We start from the raw sequence: 23,161 nt of genomic DNA, 5'->3' as shown, positions 1-23,161 counted from the left end.
ACCGGGGCTCAGCCGGCCGGCGGGGGCGCGACCTCGCCGAGCAGCTCGGCACCGGCGAGGTAGCCGGCCAGCAGCGCGGTGGCCACCTGCCCGACCACCTCGTCACCGGGCAGGAACCGCGGCGAGTGCAGCCCCGGACGGCGGCCGTCGGCGCCCGCGGGACCGCCTTCGACGCCCAGGAAGAGCATCAGCCCACGGGCGCCCGCGCAGAAGTGCGAGAAGTCGTCGGAGCCGAAGGAACGCCACGCGTCGTCGACCGTCGTCCCGCCGCGCACCAGCCAGCCGGCGGCACCCCGGGCCAGGTCCGGGTCGTTGGCCAGCACGGGCATGTTGTGCTCGCTGTCGACCTGCGCGGTGCAGCCGTAGGCGGCGGCGGTGTGCGCGGCGACGTCCGTGAGCGCCTGCACCAGCTCCAGCCGGTCCTCCTCGCGCATCGCCCGCAGCCCCCCGCGGGCCCGGGCGGTGTCCGGGACGACGTTGAACGACGAGCCGGCGTCGAGCTGGGTGACCGCCAGCACCGCGCTCACGGTCGGGTCGACCCGGCGACTGACCAGCTGCTGGAGGGCCAGCACGATCGCGGCGAGCGCCAGCACCGGGTCGGCGGTGGTGTGCGGGTAGCCGCCGTGCCCGCCGTGGCCGGTGACGGTGATCGTGAACTCGTCGCTGGAGGCGTTGACCGGGCCGGGGGTGGCGTTGACGACGCCGGCCGGCAGCTGCGGCTGCACGTGCGCGGAGACCACCGAGTCGACCCCCTCCTCGGTCAGCACGCCCTCGGCGACGACGTCGGCGGCTCCGGAGGGTGCCCGCTCCTCCCGCGGCTGCAGCAGCAGCACCAGCGGCGCGGGGCCACCGACCCGGGAGACCGCGCGGGCCAGCGCGACCAGGCCGGCCAGGTGGGTGTCGTGCCCGCAGGCGTGCATCGCCGCACCCGTCGCCGCCCACGGGGCGCCGGTCCGCTCGGCCACCTCCAGCCCGTCCAGCTCGGCGCGCAGCGCGACGCTGCGGCCCGGGCCCTCGACGACCCGCACCAGCCGTCCGGTGCCCGCGACGACCCGGCCCTCCCCCAGGCCGAGGGCGGCGACCACGGCGTCGGCGGTGTCCTGCTCGTCCCCGGACAGCCGCGGGTCGGCGTGCAGGGCGTGCCGCAGCTCGAGCGCGGCCGGGAGCTCCTCGGCCAGCGCGGCGGTGAGCCGCTCGGACCACGCCGTCAGCGCGGCCGGGGGCTCCCTGTGCGGGACGGCGACGGGCACGGTGGTCTCAGGAGCGCTCACCGCCCCATCTTCGCCGGGTCCGTGTTCCAGCCGGATGTCCGGCCCGGCATCTAGCCTGCCGCGGTGGACCTGGAGGTGGTGCGCGGCGCGTACTCCGCCGTCGCGGCCCGGTACGCCGAGCTCTTCGACCGCAGCGGGCTCGACCACGAGGACGGCGAGGACGTCGCGCTGGTCGAGCGGCACCTGACGGGGTCGTCCGGTCCCGTCCTCGACCTCGGCTGCGGACCGGGCCAGTGGACGGCGCACCTGCACGCCCTGGGCGCCGACGTGACCGGTGTCGACGTCGTCCCCGAGTTCGTCGCCCACGCCCGGGCGGCCCATCCCGGCCCGGGGTTCGTGCTCGGCTCGATGACCGGGCTGGACGTGCCGGCGCACTCGGTGGCCGGGGTCCTCGCCTGGTACTCCACGATCCACCTGCTCCCGTCCGAGCTCGACGGCGTGCTCACCGGGTTCCGGCGGCTGCTGGCACCCGGGGGCACGCTCGTCCTCGGGTTCTTCGGCAGCGACGACGGGGTGGTCCCGTTCGACCACGCCGTCACCACCGCCCATCGCTGGCCGGTCGACGTCATGGCGCGGCGGCTGGCGGGAGCCGGCTTCACCGAGCTGGAGCGCGTGCAGCGGGTGTCCGCTGCCCGACCGGACCGGCGGCACGCCGCGATCGCCGCACGGGCGTCCTGAGTGGTGCGGCTGCCCGGGGGCCCGCAGGCCCCCGGGCGCGAGGTCAGAGGCTGGCGCCGGGCGCGGCCGCGAACGGCTCGATCGCGGCGAGCTCGTCGTCGGTGAGGTCCGGCCCCTGCAGCGCCTGCAGGTTGGCCTCCAGCTGGGCCACCGAACTCGCCCCGATGATCGCGGTGGTGACGCGGGGGTCCCGCAGGACCCAGCGCAGCGCGAGCTGGGCCAGCGTCTGGCCGCGGCCGGCGGCGACCTCGTTGAGGCCCCGGGCCCGGTCGGTGAGGTCCTCGGTGACGTCGTCGGCGGAGAGGTAGATGCTGCGGGTGGCCCGGGAGCCCTCGGGCACGCCGTTCAGGTACCGGTCGGTGAGCCGGCCCTGGGCGAGCGGGGAGAAGACGGCCACGCCCGCGCCGGCCGCTGCGGCCGCGTCGAGCACGCCACCCTCGGGCGACCGGTCGAAGATCGAGTAGCGCGGCTGGTGCAGCGTCAGCGGCGTCCCCAGCTCGGCCAGCAGCTCCGCGGCCCGGGCGGTGTCCTCGGGCGAGTAGTTGGAGATGCCGACGTAGAGCGCCTTGCCGGCCCGGACGACGGCGTCCAGGGCGCCCATCGTCTCCTCCAGCGGGGTGTCGGGGTCGCGGCGGTGGGAGTAGAAGACGTCGACGTAGTCCAGCCCGGTGCGCCGCAGCGACTGGTCCAGGCTGGCGACCAGGTACTTGCGCGAGCCGCCGTCGCCGTAGGGGCCGGGCCACATGTCGTAGCCGGCCTTGGTGGAGATCAGCAGCTCGTCGCGGTAGGGGCGCAGGTCGCTGGCCAGCACCTCGCCGAAGGTCGTCTCCGCCGAGCCGTAGGGCGGGCCGTAGTTGTTGGCCAGGTCGATGTGGGTGACGCCCAGGTCGAAGGCCCGCCGCAGGATGGCCCGCGGCGTGGCCAGCGGGCGGTCGGCGCCGAAGTTCTGCCACAGGCCCAGCGACACCGGCGGCAGCAGCAGCCCGCTGCGCCCGGCCCGTCGGTACTCGGTGGTGGTGTAGCGGTCGGCGGCAGGGGCCCAGGACCGGTCGGTCCGGTCGTCGGTGATCACGGGCACATCGTCGCAGCCCGGCGTCCGGCGTGCGGCGCCACACCGGACGCACGCCGGCGCAGCCATGACGCGGGGCTGTGGACCGTGAGCGCCTGACCGTGCTCGACCGTTGTCGGGGCGCGAGGCGCCGAGGCGAGCAGCCCTCAGCTGACGTCGACCAGGCGCTCCAGGCGACAGAGCCAGCTCAGCCGCTCCCTCGGGATCGGCCTCCGTGCGGACCGCGCCATCGGGCGGGCCCGGTCAGCCGCGCGCCCGAGCGCGGCGCGACCCCCGCCTCCCGGCGACCAGGGCAAGAACCCCCAACAACAGTGGCGGCAGCAGCAGGGCCGGGACATCTGTCCCCAGCACACCCTCGGCGCCGCCGCCCGGGTTCGCATCGGCTCGCTGCGCACTCACGAGGACGAAGGCGACGCCCGTTGCGGCGGCCACCACCGCGAGCACCGCGGAGGCAGCGGACCACTGCTGCTCCAGGCTCAACAGCACCGGGACGACGACGAAGACCAGACCCAGCACGGCCACCGGCACGAGCAGCAGACCGACCTGGCCCGCCGTGCTGAGCGCTGACACGGACGGATGGTGACACGCCCGGTCGCCTGGTCGTCGTACGTGATCGCTGAGTCGTTCCCTGCTCCCGAGGAGTCGTTGTGGCGCAGGGCCAGTTGAGTGGACTGCGATCGCACGTCGACGGACGTACTGCGACGTGCCCCTGGGTTCTGCGAGAGGAGCCGACCCGGGCTGCTCGACGTACGCGATCATCGCGCCGTGGAAGAGGCCAGTGCGCGCATCACCGTCCGGCGTCCGAAGGCCGTCTACAGGGACCGCTTGCGCAGCTACCGAGTTCAGATCGACGGGGCGGAAGTCGGGTCGCTGGCCTGTGGTGAGGAGTTGGTGCTCCCAGTCGTACCCGGCACCTACCGAGTCCGCGCTGTCCTCGATTGGTCCGGCAGTCCGATGGTCGACGTCGATGTGGCCGCAGGCGAGACGGTGACACTGAGGGTCGAGCCGGCAGGGTCAGCTGTCGCAGCCACCTTCACGGCCCCCCGGCGGGACAACTGGCTGCACCTCTCACCAGAGTGATCGATCCGCGTCTTGCGCCGGCAGCGGAACGACTGCGCCGACGTGGCCGGTCCGACCGCTCCTCCGGCACGGTGCAGCCATGGCCGCCGACTTCGCCGGGGAGACCGCCCGGCTCTACGCCCGTTTCCGCCGCGACCTGCCAGCCGACCAGGCCGCCGAGCTCGCCGGGCAGCTCGGACTGACAACGGACGACCTGCTGCTCGACCTGGGCTGCGGCACCGGGCAGCTCACCGCGCCGCTGCTCCCCCACTGCGCCGGCGTCGTGGCGGTCGACCCGGAGCCGGGGATGCTCGCCGGCCTGCGGGACCGCGGGCTGCCCGGTGTGGTGCCGGTGCTCGGCGCGGACACCGACCTGCCGCAGCTGGGCCGGTGGTTGCCACCCCCCGGCGCACTGGTCGTGGGCAACGGGCTGCACTGGATGGACGAGGCCGCCACCCTGGCCGAGGGAGCGGCGCTGCTCCGACCGGGCGGCGGGCTGGCGGTCGTCACCCAGGGCCCGCCGCTGTGGCTGGGCACCGCACCCTGGCAGCAAGCAGTGCGCAGCGTGGTGGAGCAGGCCCTCGGCCCGGTCACCGCCACCTGTGGCAGCGACGCCACCGCCCTGGCCGACCGGGTCGGGCTGCTGGAGGCCCTGGGGCTCACCGTGCAGGTGAGCAGCTGGCGGGCCGACCACGTCGTGGACGCCGCCTGGGTGGTCGGCCACCTCGGCAGTGCGCTGCCCGGCGACGCGCTGGCCTCGGGGAGCCTGCAGCAGGCGCTGGAGACCGAGCTCGACCGGCAGGCCGGCCCGCTGGTCGAGCAGGTCCTGACCACCGCGGTGGTCGCCCGGCGCACCTAGAGTCGCCGGTCATGGGCACCCCGTGGACGACCGCCGTCATCCCCCGCCAGGCCGGCCGCACCGCGGTGGTCACCGGCGCCAACAGCGGGCTGGGCCTGGAGACTGCCCGCGCCCTGGCCGCCGCCGGCGCCCGGGTGGTGCTGGCGGTCCGTGACCCCGCCCGTGGCGAGCGTGCGGCCGCCGGGCTGACCGGCGACGTCGAGGTGCGGCAGCTGGACCTGGCCGACCTGGCCTCGGTGCGCGCCTTCGCCGCCGCGTGGACCGGGCCGCTCGACGTCCTGGTCGACAACGCCGGGATCATGCACGTCCCGGCCGGCCGGACGGCGGACGGCTTCGAGCTGCAGTTCGGCACCAACCACCTGGGCCACTTCGCGCTGACCTGCCTGCTGCTGCCGCACGTCACCGACCGGGTGGTGACCGTGTCCTCGTTCCTGCACCACCGCGGGCGGATCGACCTCGACGACCTCAACTGGGAGCGCCGCCGGTACTCCCCCGAGGGCGCCTACGCCCAGTCGAAGCTGGCCAACCTGCTGTTCACCCTCGAGCTGCAGCGCCGGCTCACCGCCGCCGGGTCGCCGGTGCGGGCCACGGCGGCGCACCCCGGCTGGGCCGCGACCAACCTGCAGGGGAAGTCGGGCAACCGGCTCAAGGACGCCGCCGTGGCCGTCGGCAACCGGGTGGTCGCGACCAGCAGCGCGCAGGGCGCCCTGCCGGTGCTCATGGCGGCCACCGCGGACCTGCCCGGCGGCAGCTTCACCGGCCCCTCCGGCCGGCTGATGCGCGGCGCCCCGACCCTGGACGGCCGCAGCCCCGCCGCCTCCGACGGCGAGCTCGCGCGCCGGCTGTGGGCCGCCTCGGCCGCGCTCACCGGGACCGACCTGCCCGCCTGAACCCGGGGGCGCGGACCCCTCCCGTGGTGCACGACCGTTCGCCGTGGTGCAGTCAACCCGTGTCACTCACCGACCGGCTGGACGCGCTCCAGCGCCGGCACAAGGCCGCCGGGTTCCCGATCGCCGTCGTCTACAAGTACGTCGACGACTCCGGGCCCTACCTCGCCGCGCTGATCACCTACTACGCCTTCGTCTCGCTCTTCCCGCTGCTGCTGCTGTTCTCCACCATCCTGGGGAAGGTGCTGGCCGGGGACCCCGGGCTGCAGGAACGGCTCCTGGACTCCGCACTCAGCCAGTTCCCCGTCGTCGGTGACCAGCTGGGCAGCCCCGAGGAGCTCAGCGGCGGGCTGGTCGGCGTCCTCGTCGGCGTGCTGGGTGCGCTGTACGGCGGGCTCGGGGTGGCCCAGGCGGTGCAGCACATGATGAACACCGCCTGGTCGGTGCCGCGCAACAGCCGGCCCAACCCGTTCCTGGCCCGAGGCCGCAGCCTGCTGCTGCTGGGCACGGCCGGGCTCGCAGTGGTCGGGACGACGGCACTGTCGACGCTCGGCTCGGGCAACGCCGGGTCGCTGGGCATGGCGCTGCGGATCGTGTCCCTGGTCGGCTCCATCGGGGTCAACGCGATCGTGTTCGTCTTCGCCTTCCGGCTGGCCACCGCCCGTCACCTGACCGCCCGGCAGGTGCTGCCCGGCGCGCTGATCGCCGCCGTCCTGTGGCAGCTGTTGCAGACCTTCGGCGTCGGCTACGTCAGCCACGTGGTCTCCACCGCCAGCGCCACCAACGGGGTGTTCGCCCTGGTCCTCGGCCTGCTGGCGTTCCTGTACCTGGCCTCGGTCATCGGCGTGCTCTGCGTGGAGATCAACGTGGTGCGGGTCGACAAGCTGCACCCGCGCGCCCTGCTGACCCCCTTCACCGACGCCGTCGACCTCACCGCCGGGGACAAGCGCAGCTACACCGGCCAGGCGAAGGCGCAGCGCAGCAAGGGCTTCGAGCAGGTGCACGTCACCTTCGACCGGCCCGAGCACCGCCGGGACGACGATGCGACACCCGACCTGGACGGCCACCGGACCACCCCGCACCCGGACGCCGACCGACAGGACGCCGACCACGGGTCTCCCGCCCACGGGGCCACCGCCCGCGAGGGCTCCGCACCGCCCCACTGACGGAGAGATCGAGCGCACGGGATGTTTGCTCCGGCCGCCGAGTGAGGTAATCTGTAGTCGTCGCTGGAGATACCAGACGGCACCGATCGCAGAGAGACCGCACGACACGGAGGTGCACAGCCATGGCGCTGACTTCCCACGACCCGTTCGCCAACGCCTCGTCGCTGTTCCGGGCGCTGGACTCCCTCGCCGGCCGGGCCGGCACCACCACGGCCCACCCGGTCGCCGGGATGCCGATGGACGCCTACCGGATCGGTGACAACTTCGTCGCCCACCTCGACCTGCCCGGCGTCGACCCGGGCTCGATCGAGATGTCACTGGAGGGCACCACGCTGACGATCAGCGCGGAGCGCTCGGTCCCGCAGCTCGAGGGGGCCCAGTGGCAGGTCGCCGAGCGCCCCTTCGGCAGCTACACCCGGCAGCTGGTGCTCGGCCGCAGCCTGGACACCGACCGGCTCGAGGCCAGCTACCACGACGGTGTGCTGACCGTGAGCATCCCGGTGGCCGAGAAGGCCAAGTCCCGCACGATCACCGTCACCCGCGCCGACACCCCGGCCGCGGTGCAGGCGCACACCATCGAGGGCGAGAAGCCCGCGGTCGAGAGCTGACCGCAGCCACACCCCGGGAGGGGCGGAGCCCGCCGGCTCCGCCCCTCCCGTCGTCCGTACGTCTGGAGGCACGATGGGCACCGACCCGCTGCGGTCGCTGGACGACCCCGACCACCCGGTGCTCACCATGAGCCAGGCGGCCGAGGTGCTCGGCGTGCAGGCCGCCTTCCTGCGCAGCCTGGACTCCGCCGGCGTGCTGCACCCGCACCGCTCCGCCGGCGGCCACCGCCGCTACTCACGGCACCAGCTGGAGCTCGCCGCACGCGTCCGGGTGCTGCTGGACGACGGCCACCTCCTCGGCTCCGCGCAGGTGATCGTGCAGCTGCAGGACGACCTCACCGATGCCCAGACCGAGGCCGACACGGCCCGGGCCGAACGCGACACCGCCCGCCAGGAGCTGCGCGACCGCGACGCCGGCTGACCGCGCCGCGTCCTGGCTCACCGCACGTGCTCCTGGCTCACCTCCTGCCCTGAGCCAGGAGCACGCACGATCAGGTCACCTGATCCCGGGGCGTCAGACGACGGCGGGGAGCACCAGGAGCAGGGGCGGCACCAGCAGCAGGGCCAGCGCGCCCAGCAGCGCCGCGGCGCGGGCGACCAGCGGCAGCGGGTGGGCGGGGGCGAGCAGCCGGCGCACCCGGACCGCGACCGACCCCCCGGCGACGGCCAGCGCACCCTCGGGCACCTGCCCGCCCGCTCCCCCGGCGGCGGCCACGATCGCCGCGGCCAGCGTGTGCCGCGGATCGGGGCAGCCCAGGGTGGCGAGCGCGACGTCGTCGGCGCGCATCTCGACCAGGTCGCGCACCGCGTCGTGCGCCCGGTCGGCGGCCGGCAGCACCGGCAGCGCCGCCCGCCAGGCCACGAACGGCAGCAACAGCAGGTGGTGGTGCTCGCGCAGGTGCGCCCGCTCGTGGGCGATCACCGCGTCCAGCTGCGCGCCGTCCAGCTCGGCGACGATGCCCGAGGAGAGCACCAGCAGCGGCCGGGCGCCGGGGATGCAGAACGCGATCGGCGCGGGGTGGTCCAGCAGCCGGGTGTCCTCCCCCGGCACCGGCCGGACGACGAGCTCCAGCAGCTCGCGGTGCCGCCGCCGGGTGCGCGAGGTGCGGACGAAGGACAGCAGCAGGACGCCGAGCAGCTCCAGCGCCAGCACCGCGGCGAGGGTCTGGGCGACCCAGTGGTCACCGCGCACCGTCTCCTGCGCCGGCTGCCGGGTGACCCAGTGCCACCACGCCTCGGGCAGCGAGTGCCCCCACGGCGAGAGCCCGTGCACCAGCAGCGCGCCGATGATCGACAGTCCTCCGGCGAGGCCGATCGCCTGCCAGCAGACCAGCGCGACCAGCGGGTCGCGTCGCGGCCAGGCGGCGCGGGCCAGCGCCGCGGGCACCGGCCAGGCCAGCAGCGCCGCGAGCACGCCCAGGGCGATCGCGGTGGCGGGGAGCACGGTCAGCCGAGGCGGTCCCGCTCGGCGCCGGCGAGCAGGTCGCGCAGCATCGCCACCTCACTGGCGTCGACGCTGCCCACGAAGCGGGCCAGGGCGGCCTGGCGGTCACCGGCCTGGCCGAGCACCTCGTGCATCAGCTCGGCCACGTGCTCCTCGCGGGTGCCCACGGCGCGGAACTGCCGGGGCCGGGCGTCGTCGTGGGCGACGAAGCCCTTGGACTCCAGCCGGGTGAGCACCGTGTGCACGGTGGTCAGCGCCAGACCGCGGTCGGCCAGGTCGTCCTTGAGCTGGGTGGCCGTGCGCGGGCCGCCGACGGCCCACAGGTGCTCCAGCACGGAGCGCTCCAGGTCCCCCAGGGTGTTCATCGATCTCCTGTCGGCAGGTCTCGCTGCACTGTCTGCCAGCTCACACGGCGTGTTTTCTACGCGATGTAGAAGTGTTCTTCTACTCGGCGTAGAAAGAACGTGTAGATCGTACGACAGCAACCGGGGAGGTCGCCGTGGACGTGTTGGACATCGCCCGCTGGCAGTTCGGCATCACCACCGTCTACCACTTCCTCATGGTCCCGCTGACCATCGGCCTGGGGATCCTGGTCGCGGTCATGCACACGATGTGGGTGCGCACCGACAAGCCGGAGTGGCTGCGGATGACCCGCTTCTGGGGCCGCATCTACCTGATCAACTTCGTGCTCGGCGTGGCCACCGGCCTCGTGCAGGAGTTCCAGTTCGGCCTGGCGTGGAGCGAGTACAGCCGCTTCGTCGGCGACGTCTTCGGCTCCCTGCTGGCCATGGAGGCGCTGCTCGCCTTCTTCCTCGAGTCCACCTTCCTGGGCCTGTGGATCTTCGGCTGGGGCCGGATCCCGAAGAAGGTGCACCTGGCCACCCTGTGGGCGGCGGTGATCGGCTCGATCGTCAGCGCCTTCTTCATCATCGCGGCCAACTCCTGGATGCAGCACCCCGTGGGCGTGGTCACCGACGACGCCACCGGCCGCCCCGAGCAGGTCGACTTCCTCGCCGTGCTGACCAACAACACCGCGCTGGCCGCCTTCAGCCACACCATCGTCGCCGCGCTCATGGTCGCCGGCGCCGCACTGGTCGGCGTGGGCCTGTGGCACCTGCGCAAGCGCACGCTCGCCGGCGCCCCCACCACCGACGTCGACCACAGCGTCTGGCGCCGCTCGGTGCGCCTCGGCGGCTGGGTCTCCATCGCCGCCTTCATGCTCACCGCGATCACCGGCGACGTGCAGGGCAAGCTGATGTACGAGCAGCAGCCGCTGAAGATGTCCTCGGCCGAGGCGCTGTGCACCACCGAGGCGCCGGCCCCGTTCTCGATCTTCGCCTTCGGCAAGCTCGGCTCCAACGAGTGCGACGACGTCCACTCCTGGACCGTCCCCTACCTGCTCTCCTACCTCGCCCACGGCGACTTCTCCACCGCCGTCCCCGGCGTCAACGAGCTGCAGCAGGAGTACGCGGCGGCCTACGGCGCCACCTACCCCGACGACCCCAGCTTCGGCGACAAGGCCGGCGAGCCGATCGACTACACCCCGGTGCTGGCCGTCACCTACTGGAACTTCCGGTTCATGATCGGCATGGGCATGCTGTCGGCGGGCGTCGGCGCCTACGCCCTGTGGGCCACCCGCAAGGGCCGGGTGCCCACCAACCCGATCGCCGTCTACGGCTCGCTCGCCGCCGTCGCCGCGCCGTTCGTGGCCAACGCCGCGGGCTGGGTGTTCACCGAGATGGGCCGCCAGCCCTTCGTCGTCTACCCGAACCCCGACGTCCCGCGGGCCGAGCAGGTGTACTTCTTCACCGCCCAGGCCGTCTCCCCCGGCGTCAGCGCCGGGGAGGTGCTCACCTCACTGAGCACGCTGACCGTGCTCTACGGGGCACTCGCGGTCGTCGAGGCCTGGCTGCTGGTCCGGTTCGTCCGCGCCGGCATCACCACCGGCGACGGCGCCCCCACCCCGGGCCACACCCCCGAGGGGACGCCGGACGACGACCTGCCGGGCGGGCGGGACGAGAAGTCCGACGACGTCCTGTCCTTCGCGTACTAGGGAGACGTGGACCATGGACCTGCAGACCCTCTGGTTCATCGCGGTCGCGGTGCTCTGGACCGGCTTCCTGCTGCTGGAGGGCTTCGACTTCGGCGTCGCCGCCCTGCTCCCGGTGCTCGGCCGCACGAAGACCGACCGCCACCTGATGCTGCGCTCGATCGGCCCGCTGTGGGACGGCAACGAGGTCTGGCTGATCACCGCCGCCGGCGCGGTGTTCGCCGCCTTCCCCGGCTGGTACGCCACCTGGCTGCCCGCCCTCTACCTGCCCTTCGTGCTCGTGCTGGTCGGGCTGATCGTCCGGGCGGTGGCCTTCGAGTGGCGGCACTCCCACCACACCGAGCAGTGGGACGCCACCTGGACCCGGGTCATCACCACCGGCTCGTTGATCGCCGCGCTCGGCATCGGCGCCGCCCTCGGTGCGACCACGCTCGGGCTGCCCATCGACGCCGACGGCACCCGGGTGGGCGGTGCGTTCGCCGGCATCGGCTGGCCGGCGGTGCTCGGCGCGGTCGCCGTCCTCGGGTTCTCCCTCGTGCACGGGGCGGTGTTCCTGGCACTCAAGACCGACGGGCCGGTGCGGCTGGCCGCCCGCGCGTTCGCCCAGCGCTGGTCGCCGGTGGCCGCCCTGCCGCTGCTGGCCTGGGCCGGGCTGGTGCACCTGCGCGGCGGCACCGCGATCACCGCGGTGCTCTGGCTGGTCGCGGCGCTGTCCGTGCTGGTCGCCTGGGCGCGGATCCGGGTCGACCGCGAGGGCCAAGCCTTCACCGCCTGGGCGGTCGTGCTGCTCGGCTCGACCGCGACCATCTTCGGCGCGGCCTACCCGGTGGTCGTCCCGTCCACGATCAGCAGCGCGTTCGACGTCACGATCTCCGACGCCTCGGTCAGCGACTACACCCTCACGGTGATGACCTGGGCCGCCGGCTTCGGGTTGCCGGTGGTGCTCGGCTACCAGGCGTGGACCTACTGGGTGTTCCGCAAGCGGCTCTCCGCCGAGCCGGAGGCCCCCCACGCGGAGAAGATCGGCGCATGAGCGAGCGGCCGGGGGCGGGACGCGGCCCGCTGGGGGCGCTGGCCGGGGTGCCGGGCCTGACCGGCGCGCTGGTCCGGGCCGCACTGGTCGCACTGGTGCAGACCGTCGGCGTGGTCCTGCTGGCCGCCGGGCTGGCCCGCGCGATCGCCGACGTGTTCGACGGCGTCGTCCCCGGGACGGCGCTGGCGGTGGCGCTGGGCGGGGTCGCCCTGCGGGCCGCGGCCGGTGGACTGGGCGGCGTGCTCGCCACCCGCGACGCCCGCCGCGCCGAGGACGCGCTGCGCCGGCAGCTGCTCACCCGGCTGCTGGAGGGCGAGGGCGAGGCCGTGACCACCGCCGGCGGCACCGGACCGGCCGCGGTGCTGGCCACCACCCGGCTGCACGACCTCGGGCCGGCGCTGGCCACCTACCTCCCCGCGCTCGCGCAGACCGTCGTCGTCCCGCCGGTGCTGCTGCTCGTGCTGGGTGTCACCGACTGGCTGTCGGCGGTGCTGGTTGCGGTGACCCTGCCGCTGGTGCCGCTGTTCATGGCGCTGGTCGGGCTGCACACCCGCGACGAGACCGCCCAGGCCGCCCGCGCACTGGACCGGATCGCCGGGCACGTCGCCGAGCTGGTCCGCGGCCTGCCGGTGCTGGTCGGCCTGGGCCGCGCCGCCGACCAGCTGGGCGCGCTCGCCGACCTCGGTGAGGACCACCGCCGCCGCACCCTGGCCACCCTGCGCGTGGCCTTCCTGTCCGCGCTCGTGCTCGAGGTGCTGGCCACCCTGTCCGTCGCGCTGGTCGCGGTGACCGTCGGCCTGCGGCTCACCCACGGCACCCTCGACCTCTCCGTCGGGCTGCTCGCCCTGCTGCTGGCCCCCGAGGCGTTCGCCCCACTGCGCGCGCTGGGCTCGGCGCACCACGCCTCCGAGGACGCCGCCGAGGCCGCCGCCGCTGCCCGCGCCGTGCTCGCCACCCCCGCGCCCCGGCCGGTCGTCGGCGCGCTGCCCGACGGCGGCCTGCGCGGGGTCACCGTCACCGGCCTCACCGTCACCTTCCCCGGCCGCGGCGCCCCCGCCCTGGACGACGTCGACCTCACCGTCGCCCCCGGTGAGCTGGTCGCGCTGCGCGGCCCCAGCGGTTCGGGCAAGTCCACCGTGCTCGCCGTCCTCGCCGGGCAGCTGCAGGACGGCGGCACCGCGCAGGTCACCGGCACCGTGCTGCGGCCTGCGGACGTCGCCGTCGTCCCGCAGTTCCCGGTGACCGTCGCCGACACCGTGCTCGAGGAGCTGCTCCGGCACGCCGGTGAGGGCGACCGCGCTCCCGAGCTCGCCGACACCGCCTTGTCCTGGGTGGGCGCGGACCACCTGCGCGACCGCGCCTGCCGCACGCTGTCCCCCGGTGAGCTGCAGCGGGTCGCGCTGGCCCGCGCGCTGGTGCGGGTGCAGCGCGGTGCGCGGGTGCTGCTGCTCGACGAGCCGACCGCGGCCCTCGACGCCGCCGCCACCGCCCGGGTCGCCGAGCTGCTGCACGGGCTGCGCGGCTCGCTGTGCACCGTGCTGGTCACCCACGAGCCCGCGCTGGCGGCGCTCGCCGACCGCACCGTCGAGCTGCCCGCGCGCACCGGCGTCCCGGCCCTGACCACCGTCCCGGCCGCCTCGACGGGGGCAGAAGTGGCCACTCCTGCCCCTGTCGAGGCCGGACCGGTCGCGGGCGGGACCGCCGGGCCGGCGACGACGGCGGGGCTGAGCTGGCCGCGGCGGGCCGTGGCGCGGGCGGTCGCCGCGGGGGCGGCGTCCTCGGCGTTCGGCATCGCGCTGACCGCGGTGTCGGGCTGGCTGATCGTCCGGGCCGCCGAGCAGCCGCAGATCCTCACCCTGATGATCGCCATCGTCGCCGTCCGGGGCTCCGGCCTCGGGCGGGCGGTGCTGCGCTGGCTGGAGCGGCTGGCCAGCCACGACGCCGCGTTCCAGCTGGCCACGCGGACCCGGCTGCGGCTGTGGAGCGCGCTCATCGCCCAGGGCCCTGCTGCCGACCGGACGCCGGGCCGCGCGCTGGCCCGGGTGGTCGGCGACGTCGGCCTGCTGCAGGACCTGTCGGTGCGGGTGGTCACGCCGCCGCTGGTGTCGGCCGTGGTGCTGACCGGGGCGACGGCGGCACTGACCGTGCTCAACGTCCGGGCCGGGCTGCTGGTCGGCGCGGTCGTCGCCACCGCGGTGCTCGCCGTCCTGGCGGTGCACCGGTGGGCCGACCGCGGCGTCGCCCGCGCCGCCGCCGAGCTGCAGACGGTGACCCTGCGCGAGACCAGCGCCGCCCTCGAGGCCGCTGCCGACCTGCGGGTGCACGGCCTGGCCGCCGGCGAGGTCGACCGGCTCGACGCGCTGGGCCGCCGGCAGGGCCGGGCCGCGCAGTCCGGTGCCGCCGCGGCCGCCGCCGCGGACGCGGTCGCGGTGCTGGCCACCGGCGCGGCCGCCGTCCTGGCGATCGCGGTGGCCGGGGCCGCGGTGCGCGCCGGCGAGCTGTCCGCCCCGGTCGCCGCCGTCCTGGCGCTGGCCCCGCTGGCGATGCTGGAGCCGCTGACCGCGATCGGTGCCGCCGCCCGCCACCGGCTCGCCTGGCGCGACGCCCGCGCCCGGGTGGGGGCCGTGCTGGCCGAGCCGGTGGCCGCCGACCCCGCACCGGCCGACCGCCTCGCCGTCCCCCGCCCGGTGCGCGAGCTGGCCACCGAGCACCTCACCGCCGGCTGGCCGGGCCGCCCCGGCGTGCTCACCGACCTGGACCTGGTGGCCACCGCGGGCACCGGCTGGCTGGTGGTCACCGGCCCGTCCGGCTCGGGCAAGTCGACGCTGCTGTCGGTGCTGATGGCCTCGCTGCGCCCGGCGTCGGGCGACTACGTGCTCGGCGACGGCGGCCGTCCGGTGCCGGTCGACCGGCTCGCCCGCGCCGACGTGCAGTCCGCGATCGCCTGGTGCCCGCAGGACGCGCACGTGTTCGACGCGTCCCTGCGGGCCAACCTGGCGCTGGCCCGCCCGCGCGGGGAGCTCGCCGGCGCCGCGGGCGAGCAGGCGATGCGCGCGGCCCTCACCGACGCCGGGCTCGGCGGCCTGCTGGCCGAGCTGCCCGCCGGCCTGGACACCTCGGTGGGCGCCGGCGGCACGTCGCTGTCCGGCGGGGAGCGCCGCCGGCTCGCCGTGGCCCGGACGCTGCTGGCCGACCGGGACGTCGTCCTGCTCGACGAGCCGACCGCGCACCTGGACCCACCGACGGCCGCCGCCCTGGTGGCCGACCTGCGCCGGGCGCTGGCCGGCCGGCTGGTCGTGTGCGTGACCCACGACCGGCACCTCCCGGCCGCCCACGACACGGTGGTGGACCTGGGCCGGCGGACGACGGAGCGGGCCCTGGCCTGAGAGACGTGACAGGCCTCACTCGATGGAGGTGGCCTGGATCACATCTCCGGCACGTGCGGCCGATGACGGAGGTGACCGCCACTCGCCGGCGGGTCCGCATCGTCAGGGAGAGCGTCATGCCCAACCCCACCGTCAGCAGCGTCGCGCCGGCGACGCCACCCGCCTCGATCCTCCTGGTCGACGACGAGGTCGCCATCCTCGACGGCCTGCGTCGCCAGCTGCGCCGGGAGTACACCGTGCACACCGCGACCGGCGGTGCCGCCGCGCTGGAGATCCTCGCGGCCCAGCAGGTGACGGTCGTGGTCTCGGACATGCGGATGCCGGAGATGGACGGCGCCACCTTCCTGTCCAAGGTGCGCACCCGCCACCCCGACGTCGGGCGGGTGCTGCTCACCGGGCAGGCCGACACCCAGGCCGCCATCGCCGCGGTCAACCAGGGCCACGTCTTCCGGTTCCTCACCAAGCCCTGCCCGCCGGACGTGCTGATGGACGCCATCGGCTCGGCCGTGGAGATCCACCGGTTGGCCACCGCCGAGAAGGAGCTGATGGCCTCCACCCTGCGCCGCACGGTCGAGGCGTTCATCGCCACGCTCGGGCTCGCCCAGCCGGTGGCCTTCGCCCGGTCCCAGCGGATCACCCGGACCGCCACCGAGGTGGCCGAGGCGCTGGGCGTCGAGGACGTCTGGGAGGTGGAGGTGGCCGCGATGCTCGCCGCGCTCGGCAGCGTCAGCCTCCCCGCGAGCGTGCAGGTCAAGATCGACTCCGGCCGCCCCCTGGACCCGGACGAGGCGGCGATGCAGGCCCGGGTGCCGCACCTGAGCCGCGACCTGGTCTCCGCCATCCCCCGCCTGGAGGCCGTCGGGGCGGCCATCGGCTGGCAGCGGGCCCGCTACGACGGCGTCGGGAACGGTCCGGGCGTGCCGGGCGGTGAGGACCTGCCGCTCGTGACGCGCATTCTGAAGGTCGCCGTGGACTTCGAGCAGGGCCGGGCCACCCGTCCGTCGGTGCAGGACACCATCGCCGTGCTGCAGGCCGACGCCGGCTCCCACGACCCCGCGGTGCTCGCGGCGCTCGCGCGCTGCCACGGGGCCGGACACGACCCCGAGCAGGCCCGCGTGGTGGGCATCGGCGAGCTGGAGGAGGGGATGCTCGTCTTCGACGACATCCGCACGGCCGGCGGCGTGCTGCTGGTCGGGCGCGGCACCACCGTCACCGCACCGCTCGTGCAGCGGCTGGAGAACTTCGCCGCCCGTGAGCCGCTGGCGGGCCCGATCCTGGTGACCGGCGGTGCGGCGTGAGCGCCCCGGCGGCCCCGGCACCGGTCACCGTCGGACTGGTGCCCCAGGGGCAGGTCCGGACGCTGTTCGACGCCTCCGCCGACCCGGTCTGGTCCCTCGACGCAGCCGGCATCTGCCACTACGCCAACCCGGCCACCGCCGCCGTGCTCGGCCGCCCGGTGACCGAGCTGGTCGGGGCGCACCTGCACTCGCTGGCACACGAACCCGGCACACCCGGCGGTGCGGCACCGGACGGCGGGTGCCCGACCTGCCCGCCGGCGCTGGCCGAGGACGCCGAGGCCGTGCTGTGGCGCGCCGACGGCACCTCGCTCACCGTGCGACTGCGCACCCAGCCGGTGCTGGTCGACGGCGCGGTGGCCGGCGCGGTGACCCGGCTCGTCGACTCGCAGCGGGCGTCGGAGTCCGCCGAGGAGTCGCTGGCCCGCTCGGAGGCGCTGCACCGGCTGCTCGCGGAGAACAGCGGCGACCTGATCAGCCAGCACGGGCCGGACGGCGAGATCCGTTACGTGTCCCCCGCCGTCCTCGCGGTGCTCGGGCGGACGCCGGAACAACTGGTCGGCTGCCGCGCCCTGGAACTGGTCCACCCCGACGACGTCGGCGCGATCGTCGACCGCGAGGGACGCTTCCGGGCGGACGCCGGCCGCGGCGAGCTGACCTTCCGGGTGCGCCACCAGGAGGGCCACTGGATCTGGGTGGAGGCGGTGTCCTCCGTGCTGCGCGACAGGACCGGCGCCATCGCCGAGATCCAGATGTGCACCCGGGACATCACCGACCGCAAGGCGCGGGACGCCGAGGTCCACCGCGAGTCGAAGCTGGAGTCACTGGGCCGGCTCTCCGCCGGGCTGGCGCACGAGATCAACACCCCGATCCAGTACGTCGGGGACAACGCCCGCTTCCTGGCCGAGGCCTTCGCCGACCTGATGAGCATGGTCACCCTGTACCGCAACCTGCTCGACGCCGGCGAGGCGACGAGCTGGGAGCAGCGGCAGGACACCATGCGGGAGGCCGAGGGCCGGCTGGAGGTCGACTACCTGCAGACGGAGGTGCCCAGTGCCATCGAGCAGACCCTGCAGGGCATCGACCGGGTGGCCAACATCGTCCGGGCGATGAAGACGTTCAGCCACCCCGGCCACACCGAGCACGTGCCCGCCGACCTCAACGAGGCGCTGCGGGCCACGGTCACGGTCACCCGCCACCAGGTGAGCCGGGTGGCCGACCTGACCCTGGACCTGGCGGAGTTGCCGCCGGTGCGCTGCAACATCGCCGACCTGAACCAGGTGTTCCTCAACCTGATCGTGAACGCCGCCGACGCGGTGGAGGAGACCGGCCGGCACGGGGCCGCATCGGGGTGACCAGCGCGGTGGACGGCGACCAGGTCGTCATCCGGATCAGCGACTCCGGCACCGGCATCCCCGACCACGTGCGGGGGAAGATCTTCGACCCGTTCTTCACCACCAAGGACGTCGGCCGGGGCACCGGGCAGGGGCTGCCGCTGGCGCGCGCGGTCGTGCGGGAGGCCCACGGCGGGTCGCTCACGGTCCGCTCCGAGCCCGGCGCGGGCAGCACGTTCACCGTCCGGCTGCCGATCGACGGGGCGCCGGTCCCGGCCGGGGCCTGACCTGGCGAGCGGCGGGGGCCGGCCGCCCGCCGCCCCCTGCACCCGGCCCGGCAGGCGCCGGCCTGTCGGTGTCGTCGGGCACGCTGTCCCCATGGCACAGCAGACGGTCGAGGAGTTCCTCGCCGAGCTCGACCACCCCCGGGCCGACGACGTCCGCCGGCTCCGCGCCGCGATCATGGCCTCGGCCGCCGACCTGACCGAGCACGTGAAGTGGCGGGCACCCAGCTTCTGCGCCGACGGCGTGGACCGGGTGACGTTCCGGCTCTTCCCCGTCGACCACCTGCAGCTGGTGTTCCACCGCGGCGCCCGGCCGCAGGACACCGCCGGCTTCACCTTCCCCGACGACACCGGGCTGCTGCGCTGGGCCGACACCGACCGGGCCGTGCTCACCCTCGGCGACAGCGCCGACGTCGCGGCGAAGGAAGCCGCGATCGTCGGGCTGGTGGAGCGCTGGGTGCGGGTCTGACCGGTCAGCCGCAGATCGGGCCGGACGGGACGTCGACCCGGATCTCGGTGCCCAGCTCCGCCCCGACCAGCGGCAGGTCGTCACCGGACCAGAAGCTCCCGGGGTCGTAGGCGCTCAGCGGCCGGTCGGGCGCCAGCAGCCCCATCGCGGTGTAGGTGGCGGCGACCAGCTCGGCGCAGAAGACGGTGTCGTTGCTCTGGTGCCGGCGCAGCCTGCCGTTGACCCAGCCGCGGGCCAGGTGCTTCGTGGTCGGGAAGGGCTTGCCGTCGAGCCGGGCGATGGTGCGCAGGACGGCGTCCTCCATCTCCCGGGTCACCCCGCCGTCGTCGGCCGGGCCGACCAGCTGGCGCAGCCAGCCCTGCTGGCCGTAGCGCTTGGCCCACACGCAGACGGCATCGGACAGGTCGTGCAGCTGCACGCCGCGCTGGTGCCGGCCCGACCACACGTCGACGAGCGAGTGCCCCAGCTCGGCGTGCCACAGCAGCGGCGGCAGGTCCTCCAGGACGACGGCCATGCCGACGTGGTTGACCGGGGCGTTGGTGACCGTCTGGATCGCCCGGTCGGCCAGCGAGGCCCCGCGGAAGACCCAGATGTCGCCGGTCCGGGTCAGGTCGACGGCCGCGGCGAGCGACAGGGCCGGCACGGAGGGACGGGAGACCACACGGGAGTGAGCCACATCACTACGCTACCGCTCCATGCGCCTGTCGAAGCTGCTCGGAGTCGCCGGGATCGTCGGAGTTGCCGCGACCGGTGCGGTGTTGGCCCGCCACGAACGGTCCCGGCGGGCCTACTCGGCCGAGGAGGTCCGAGCCCGGCTGCAGGGCCGGGTGGCCGAGACGGCCAGCGCCTCCCTCGATCCGGACCTGGCGCCGGACTGGCCGGCCGAGGTCGAGCCCCCGCGCCGCCACCCGATGGAGGCCCTGCTGAGCGCCGTGATGCGGATCGGCCCGCTCCGCCGGTTCTAGCGGGAATCGGCGCGCCCGCGCCGCCCTTGGACCGGACATGGACGTCTTCCTCACCGGTGGCACCGGACTCGTCGGTTCCGCCCTGCTCACCGCCCTGCTGTCCGACGGCCACGACGTGCACGCGCTGGCCCGCAGCGACGCCTCCGCGCGCGCCCTCGAGGCCGCCGGCGCGACCGTCGTCCGCGGGTCGGTCGAGGACACCGCGGTGCTCGCCGAGGCCGCCCGCGCCGCCGACGGCGTCGTGCACACCGCGGCCGCCGCCGACGGCAAGGACGCCGACCGGGACGCCGCCCTGCTCGACGCGGTGCTGCCCGCGCTGGCCGGCAGCAACAAGCCCTACGTGCACACCAGCGGTGTGTGGGTGCACGGCGCGGGGGCGATCGACGAGGACACCCCCTTCGCCCCGCCGGCGCTGACCGCCTGGCGGCTGCCGCTGGACGCCCGCGTGCGGGCCGCGGCCGACGACGGCGTGCGCTCGGTCGTCATCGCCCCCGGCATCGTCTACGGCCGGGGCCTCGGCCTGCCGAACGTCGTCAAGGACGGCCCGCGCACCGACGACGGCGCCCTGGTGCTGCCCGGCAGCGGCGCGCAGACCTGGACGACGGTGCACACCGAGGACCTCGCCCGGCTCTACGTCGCCGCGCTGACCGAGGCCGCTCCCGGCGCCTACTACCTGGGCGTGAACGGGCAGAACCCGACGGTGGCCGAGATCGGTGCGGCCGCCAGCCGCGGGGCCGGGCTCGACGAGCGCACCGTGTCCTCCACCGAGGCCGAGACCGAGGCCCGCCTGGGTGCGCTGGCCGGCGCGCTGGACATCTCCCAGCAGGCCACCGGCGCCCGGGCCCGCGCCGAGCTGGGCTGGGCCCCCACCGGCCCGTCGCTGCTGGAGGACCTCGGCTCCGGCTCCTACGCCGGCTGACACAGCCCTCTCTCACACAGTTGTGCTCTGCTCCCTACCAGGGAGCAGAGCACAACTGTGCGGAACACCCCCGGCCGGGGGACGTGATCCGGCCGGACCCGTGCTCTGCGCACCCTGGTGAGCAGCATGGACGCGCCGAGGTCACCCCGCGCCGGGTGGGAGCGCCGTGCCCTCGTCCTTGAGCACGACGCCGGAGGCGCCCAGCTGCCGGGACGCCTGCAGCAGCGCCACCAGGGTGTCCGCGGCCTGCGCGTAGCCGAGCCCGTGCGGGGGCCGGACGTTGGAGATGCAGTTGCGCTCGGAGTCCGCCCGCCCCGGCCGCGGCCCGTGCGTCAGGTACAGCCCGAGGCTGTCCGCCGAGCTCAGCCCGGGCCGCTCCCCCACCAGGACGACGACGATCGCCGCACCCAGCGCCTGCCCCACCGGGTCACCGAGGGCCACCCGCCCCTGGTGCGCCACCACGACCGGCGCCACCGACCACCCGGGCAGCCGCTCCAGCACCGCCGCGACCGTGCCCGCCGCGTGCTCGTGCACCGCCCGCGGCGACAGCCCGTCGGCGAGCACCAGCGCCAGGTCGTGCTCCCCGGCGGGCAGCTCCGTGCCGGGCGCCAGCCGCCGTCCCAGGTCCGGGCGCTGCAGGTAGGTGGTCCGGTCCGGTGCCGCGCTGTGCACCTCGAGCACGTCCAGCCCGACGCCCGCCACGGTCAGTGCGGCGCGCACCCGATCGGCGTCCAGCGCGGTGTGCACGGCGTCCCGGGCGGCGGCGTGCGCGGCGCGGAACTCCAGCTCCCGCGTCGTCGGCAACCCGTCCCCCGCCCGCCCCAGCGCCACCCGCGCCCGCGTCGCACCCCGCAGCACCGCCCACGGGTCGCCGGTGTCCGGGCCATGTTGGCGAACATGGCCTCCCGTCGTCGGCCGGCGGTCCGGCGCGTCCGGGCCATGGTCGCGAACACGGCCGTCGGGAGCTGTCACGGGCGGGCCGCGGCGAGCAGGGCGCGGGCGGGCGCGGATTCCGGCGCCAGGTCGCGGACGCGGCCGGCGTCGTCCAGGAGGTCCATCCGGGCCAGCCACGCCTCGAACTCCGGGGCCGGGCGCAGGTCGAGCACCGACCGGGCGGTGAGCACGTCGGTGAACGACAGCGACTGGTAGTGCAGCATCACGTCGTCCGAGCCGGGGACGGCGATGACGAACCCACAGCCCGCCGCCCCGAGCAGGAGCAGCAGGGCGTCGGTGTCGTCGCCGTCGACGTCAGTGTGGTTGGTGTAGCAGACGTCGACGCCCATCGGCAGGCCCAGCAGCTTGCCGCAGAAGTGGTCCTCCAGCCCGGCGCGCACCACCTGCTTGCCGTCATAGAGGTACTCCGGGCCGATGAAGCCGACCACGGTGTTGACCAGCAGCGGGTCGAAGTGCCGGGCGACGGCGTAGGCGCGGCACTCCAGGGTCTGCTGGTCGACCGCCCGGCCGTCGACGCCGCGGTGCGCGTCGGCCGACAGCGCCGAGCCCTGACCGGTCTCGAAGTAGGTGACCTGCCGGCCCACCGTCCCGCGGCGCAGCTCCAGCGCGCCGGCGCGGGCCTCGGCCAGCTGGTCCAGCGTGATGCCGAAGCCGCGGTTGCCCGCCTGCGTGCCGGCGACCGAGGCGAACACGAGGTCGACCGGGGCCCCTGCCTCCAGCGCCCGCAGTGTGGTGGTCACGTGGGCCAGCACGCAGGACTGGGTGGGGATCTCGTAGCGGCCGATCACCGCGTCGACCAGCTCCAGCAGCGCGATCGTCTGCGCCGGGGAGTCGGTGGCCGGGTTGATCCCGATCACGGCGTCCCCGCTGCCGTGCAGCAGCCCGTCCAAGATCGAGGCGGTCACCCCGAGCGGGTCGTCGGTGGGGTGGTTGGGCTGCAGCCGGGACGCCAGCCGCCCGGGCAAGCCCAGCGTGCTGCGGAGCCCGGTGACGACGCGGGTGCGGCGGGCCACGGCGACCAGGTCGGCGGTGCGCATCAGCTTCGACACCGCGGCCACCATCTCCGGGGTGAGCCCACGGGCCAGCGAGCTGATCGCCGCCTCGTCGCGCTCGGCGGCGCGGGCCAGCAGCCAGTCCCGGAACTCCCCCACCGTCAGGCCGGCGACCGGGGCGAACGCGAGCGGGTCGTGGGTGTCGACGATCAGCCGGGTGACGTCGTCCTCGTCGTAGCCGACCACCTGCTCGGTCAGGAACGTCGCCAGCGGGACGTCGGCGAGCGCCAGCTGAGCGGCGACCCGCTGGGCCTGCGACTCCGCGGCCACCCCGGCCAGCACGTCCCCGGAGCGGGCCGGGGTGGCCTTGGCCAGCAGGTCCGACAGCGAGGCGAACTCGTGGGTGTGGCCGCCCAGGGTCGTCCGGCGGATGGTCACC

General features: G+C 75.2%; 23 protein-coding genes. 15 read left to right on the top strand and 8 right to left on the bottom strand.

Annotated elements, in window-relative coordinates:
- Nucleotides 1-8: 8 nt before the first annotated feature.
- A complete protein-coding gene (locus GCU67_RS01375; protein WP_163609291.1) occupies nt 9-1,271 on the bottom strand; it encodes an amidohydrolase in 1,263 nt (420 codons plus the stop codon).
- A gap of 63 nt (nt 1,272-1,334) precedes the next feature.
- On the opposite strand from GCU67_RS01375, the gene GCU67_RS01370 reads away from it, so the two are divergent.
- Nucleotides 1,335-1,949: a methyltransferase domain-containing protein gene (locus GCU67_RS01370; protein ID WP_163609289.1), complete on the top strand. Its 615-nt coding sequence runs from the start codon at nt 1,335-1,337 to the stop codon at nt 1,947-1,949.
- Nucleotides 1,950-1,992: 43 nt separating this feature from the next.
- On the opposite strand, the gene GCU67_RS01365 is transcribed toward GCU67_RS01370, so the two are convergent.
- Complete coding sequence (locus tag GCU67_RS01365; protein ID WP_163609287.1) at nt 1,993-3,021, bottom strand: aldo/keto reductase; 1,029 nt, start codon at nt 3,019-3,021, stop codon at nt 1,993-1,995.
- Between the two features lie 240 nt (nt 3,022-3,261).
- Nucleotides 3,262-3,588: a hypothetical protein gene (locus GCU67_RS01360; RefSeq protein ID WP_163609286.1), complete on the bottom strand. Its 327-nt coding sequence runs from the start codon at nt 3,586-3,588 to the stop codon at nt 3,262-3,264.
- A gap of 589 nt (nt 3,589-4,177) precedes the next feature.
- Here GCU67_RS01360 and GCU67_RS01355 point away from each other — a divergent pair.
- The 5 genes from GCU67_RS01355 (at nt 4,178) to GCU67_RS01335 (ending at nt 8,018) form a co-directional block, all read left to right on the top strand.
- Entirely contained in the window at nt 4,178-4,936 is a 759-nt protein-coding gene (locus tag GCU67_RS01355; RefSeq protein WP_163609284.1) for a class I SAM-dependent methyltransferase, read from the top strand.
- An 11-nt stretch (nt 4,937-4,947) separates the two neighbouring features.
- Complete coding sequence (locus GCU67_RS01350; RefSeq protein WP_163609282.1) at nt 4,948-5,826, top strand: oxidoreductase; 879 nt, start codon at nt 4,948-4,950, stop codon at nt 5,824-5,826.
- A 59-nt stretch (nt 5,827-5,885) separates the two neighbouring features.
- On the top strand, nt 5,886-6,989 hold the full coding sequence (locus GCU67_RS01345) for a YihY/virulence factor BrkB family protein (RefSeq protein ID WP_338104693.1): 1,104 nt from the start codon (nt 5,886-5,888) through the stop codon (nt 6,987-6,989).
- 122 nt (nt 6,990-7,111) lie between these two features.
- Nucleotides 7,112-7,597 carry an Hsp20/alpha crystallin family protein gene (locus tag GCU67_RS01340; RefSeq protein WP_163609280.1) on the top strand — a complete coding sequence of 162 codons (486 nt, stop codon included), beginning with the start codon at nt 7,112-7,114 and terminating at the stop codon, nt 7,595-7,597.
- A 73-nt stretch (nt 7,598-7,670) separates the two neighbouring features.
- Nucleotides 7,671-8,018, top strand: a complete 348-nt coding sequence (locus GCU67_RS01335) for a helix-turn-helix domain-containing protein (RefSeq protein WP_163609278.1) — start codon at nt 7,671-7,673, stop codon at nt 8,016-8,018.
- Between the two features lie 93 nt (nt 8,019-8,111).
- Here the strand turns inward: GCU67_RS01335 and GCU67_RS01330 are convergent, their stop codons facing one another.
- Nucleotides 8,112-9,041, bottom strand: coding sequence for a M48 family metalloprotease (locus GCU67_RS01330; RefSeq protein WP_163609276.1), 930 nt, complete (start codon nt 9,039-9,041; stop codon nt 8,112-8,114).
- Between the two features lie 2 nt (nt 9,042-9,043).
- Nucleotides 9,044-9,406 (bottom strand): BlaI/MecI/CopY family transcriptional regulator, encoded by a 363-nt coding sequence (locus tag GCU67_RS01325; protein WP_163609264.1) that lies wholly within the window; start codon nt 9,404-9,406, stop codon nt 9,044-9,046.
- Nucleotides 9,407-9,540: 134 nt separating this feature from the next.
- On the opposite strand from GCU67_RS01325, the gene GCU67_RS01320 reads away from it, so the two are divergent.
- From GCU67_RS01320 to GCU67_RS01290, 7 genes are all read left to right on the top strand, one after another.
- On the top strand, nt 9,541-11,094 hold the full coding sequence (locus tag GCU67_RS01320; protein ID WP_163609263.1) for a cytochrome ubiquinol oxidase subunit I: 1,554 nt from the start codon (nt 9,541-9,543) through the stop codon (nt 11,092-11,094).
- Nucleotides 11,095-11,107: 13 nt separating this feature from the next.
- On the top strand, nt 11,108-12,124 hold the full coding sequence (gene cydB / locus GCU67_RS01315; protein ID WP_163609262.1) for a cytochrome d ubiquinol oxidase subunit II: 1,017 nt from the start codon (nt 11,108-11,110) through the stop codon (nt 12,122-12,124).
- A complete protein-coding gene (gene cydC / locus GCU67_RS01310; RefSeq protein ID WP_163609261.1) occupies nt 12,121-15,510 on the top strand; it encodes a thiol reductant ABC exporter subunit CydC in 3,390 nt (1,129 codons plus the stop codon). Before cydB ends, cydC begins: the two co-directional genes overlap by 4 nt.
- 116 nt (nt 15,511-15,626) lie before the next feature.
- Entirely contained in the window at nt 15,627-16,808 is a 1,182-nt protein-coding gene (locus GCU67_RS01305) for a response regulator (protein ID WP_163609259.1), read from the top strand.
- Entirely contained in the window at nt 16,805-18,160 is a 1,356-nt protein-coding gene (locus GCU67_RS01300; RefSeq protein ID WP_163609257.1) for a PAS domain S-box protein, read from the top strand. Before GCU67_RS01305 ends, GCU67_RS01300 begins: the two co-directional genes overlap by 4 nt.
- Nucleotides 18,157-18,426, top strand: coding sequence for an ATP-binding protein (locus tag GCU67_RS01295; protein WP_163621120.1), 270 nt, complete (start codon nt 18,157-18,159; stop codon nt 18,424-18,426). The genes GCU67_RS01300 and GCU67_RS01295 overlap by 4 nt, the downstream gene beginning before the upstream one ends.
- Nucleotides 18,427-18,517: 91 nt before the next feature.
- Complete coding sequence (locus GCU67_RS01290) at nt 18,518-18,892, top strand: DUF1801 domain-containing protein (RefSeq protein ID WP_163609254.1); 375 nt, start codon at nt 18,518-18,520, stop codon at nt 18,890-18,892.
- A gap of 4 nt (nt 18,893-18,896) precedes the next feature.
- On the opposite strand, the gene GCU67_RS01285 is transcribed toward GCU67_RS01290, so the two are convergent.
- A complete protein-coding gene (locus GCU67_RS01285; protein ID WP_338104692.1) occupies nt 18,897-19,568 on the bottom strand; it encodes a hypothetical protein in 672 nt (223 codons plus the stop codon).
- 19 nt (nt 19,569-19,587) lie between these two features.
- On the opposite strand from GCU67_RS01285, the gene GCU67_RS01280 reads away from it, so the two are divergent.
- Both GCU67_RS01280 and GCU67_RS01275 read left to right on the top strand, forming a co-directional pair.
- Nucleotides 19,588-19,857, top strand: coding sequence for a hypothetical protein (locus GCU67_RS01280; RefSeq protein ID WP_163609252.1), 270 nt, complete (start codon nt 19,588-19,590; stop codon nt 19,855-19,857).
- Between the two features lie 37 nt (nt 19,858-19,894).
- Nucleotides 19,895-20,776 carry an NAD-dependent epimerase/dehydratase family protein gene (locus GCU67_RS01275; RefSeq protein WP_163609250.1) on the top strand — a complete coding sequence of 294 codons (882 nt, stop codon included), beginning with the start codon at nt 19,895-19,897 and terminating at the stop codon, nt 20,774-20,776.
- Nucleotides 20,777-20,917: 141 nt separating this feature from the next.
- On the opposite strand, the gene eutC is transcribed toward GCU67_RS01275, so the two are convergent.
- The gene (eutC, locus tag GCU67_RS01270) at nt 20,918-21,748 is read right to left on the bottom strand and encodes an ethanolamine ammonia-lyase subunit EutC (RefSeq protein ID WP_163609248.1); all 831 of its coding nucleotides are present in this window, start codon (nt 21,746-21,748) and stop codon (nt 20,918-20,920) included.
- Complete coding sequence (locus GCU67_RS01265; RefSeq protein ID WP_163609246.1) at nt 21,745-23,160, bottom strand: ethanolamine ammonia-lyase subunit EutB; 1,416 nt, start codon at nt 23,158-23,160, stop codon at nt 21,745-21,747. Before GCU67_RS01265 ends, eutC begins: the two co-directional genes overlap by 4 nt.
- Between the last annotated feature and the right edge of the window lies 1 nt (nt 23,161).

Origin of the sequence: Modestobacter muralis (genome assembly GCF_010682105.1) — a bacterium.
In the GTDB taxonomy this organism is placed as follows: Bacteria; Actinomycetota; Actinomycetes; order Mycobacteriales; family Geodermatophilaceae; genus Modestobacter; species Modestobacter muralis.
The sequence above is the reverse complement of the archived record's forward strand: the minus strand, read 5'-3'. Positions and strand labels throughout refer to the sequence as shown.

Coding starts and splice junctions, on each gene's coding strand:
- GCU67_RS01325 (WP_163609264.1), bottom strand. CDS start 9,406: ATGAACACCCTGGGGGACCTGGAGCGCTCCGTGCTGGAGCACCTGTGG.
- GCU67_RS01340 (WP_163609280.1), top strand. CDS start 7,112: ATGGCGCTGACTTCCCACGACCCGTTCGCCAACGCCTCGTCGCTGTTC.
- cydB (WP_163609262.1), top strand. CDS start 11,108: ATGGACCTGCAGACCCTCTGGTTCATCGCGGTCGCGGTGCTCTGGACC.
- GCU67_RS01275 (WP_163609250.1), top strand. CDS start 19,895: ATGGACGTCTTCCTCACCGGTGGCACCGGACTCGTCGGTTCCGCCCTG.
- GCU67_RS01280 (WP_163609252.1), top strand. CDS start 19,588: ATGCGCCTGTCGAAGCTGCTCGGAGTCGCCGGGATCGTCGGAGTTGCC.
- GCU67_RS01290 (WP_163609254.1), top strand. CDS start 18,518: ATGGCACAGCAGACGGTCGAGGAGTTCCTCGCCGAGCTCGACCACCCC.
- GCU67_RS01350 (WP_163609282.1), top strand. CDS start 4,948: ATGGGCACCCCGTGGACGACCGCCGTCATCCCCCGCCAGGCCGGCCGC.
- GCU67_RS01335 (WP_163609278.1), top strand. CDS start 7,671: ATGGGCACCGACCCGCTGCGGTCGCTGGACGACCCCGACCACCCGGTG.
- cydC (WP_163609261.1), top strand. CDS start 12,121: ATGAGCGAGCGGCCGGGGGCGGGACGCGGCCCGCTGGGGGCGCTGGCC.
- GCU67_RS01355 (WP_163609284.1), top strand. CDS start 4,178: ATGGCCGCCGACTTCGCCGGGGAGACCGCCCGGCTCTACGCCCGTTTC.
- GCU67_RS01305 (WP_163609259.1), top strand. CDS start 15,627: ATGCCCAACCCCACCGTCAGCAGCGTCGCGCCGGCGACGCCACCCGCC.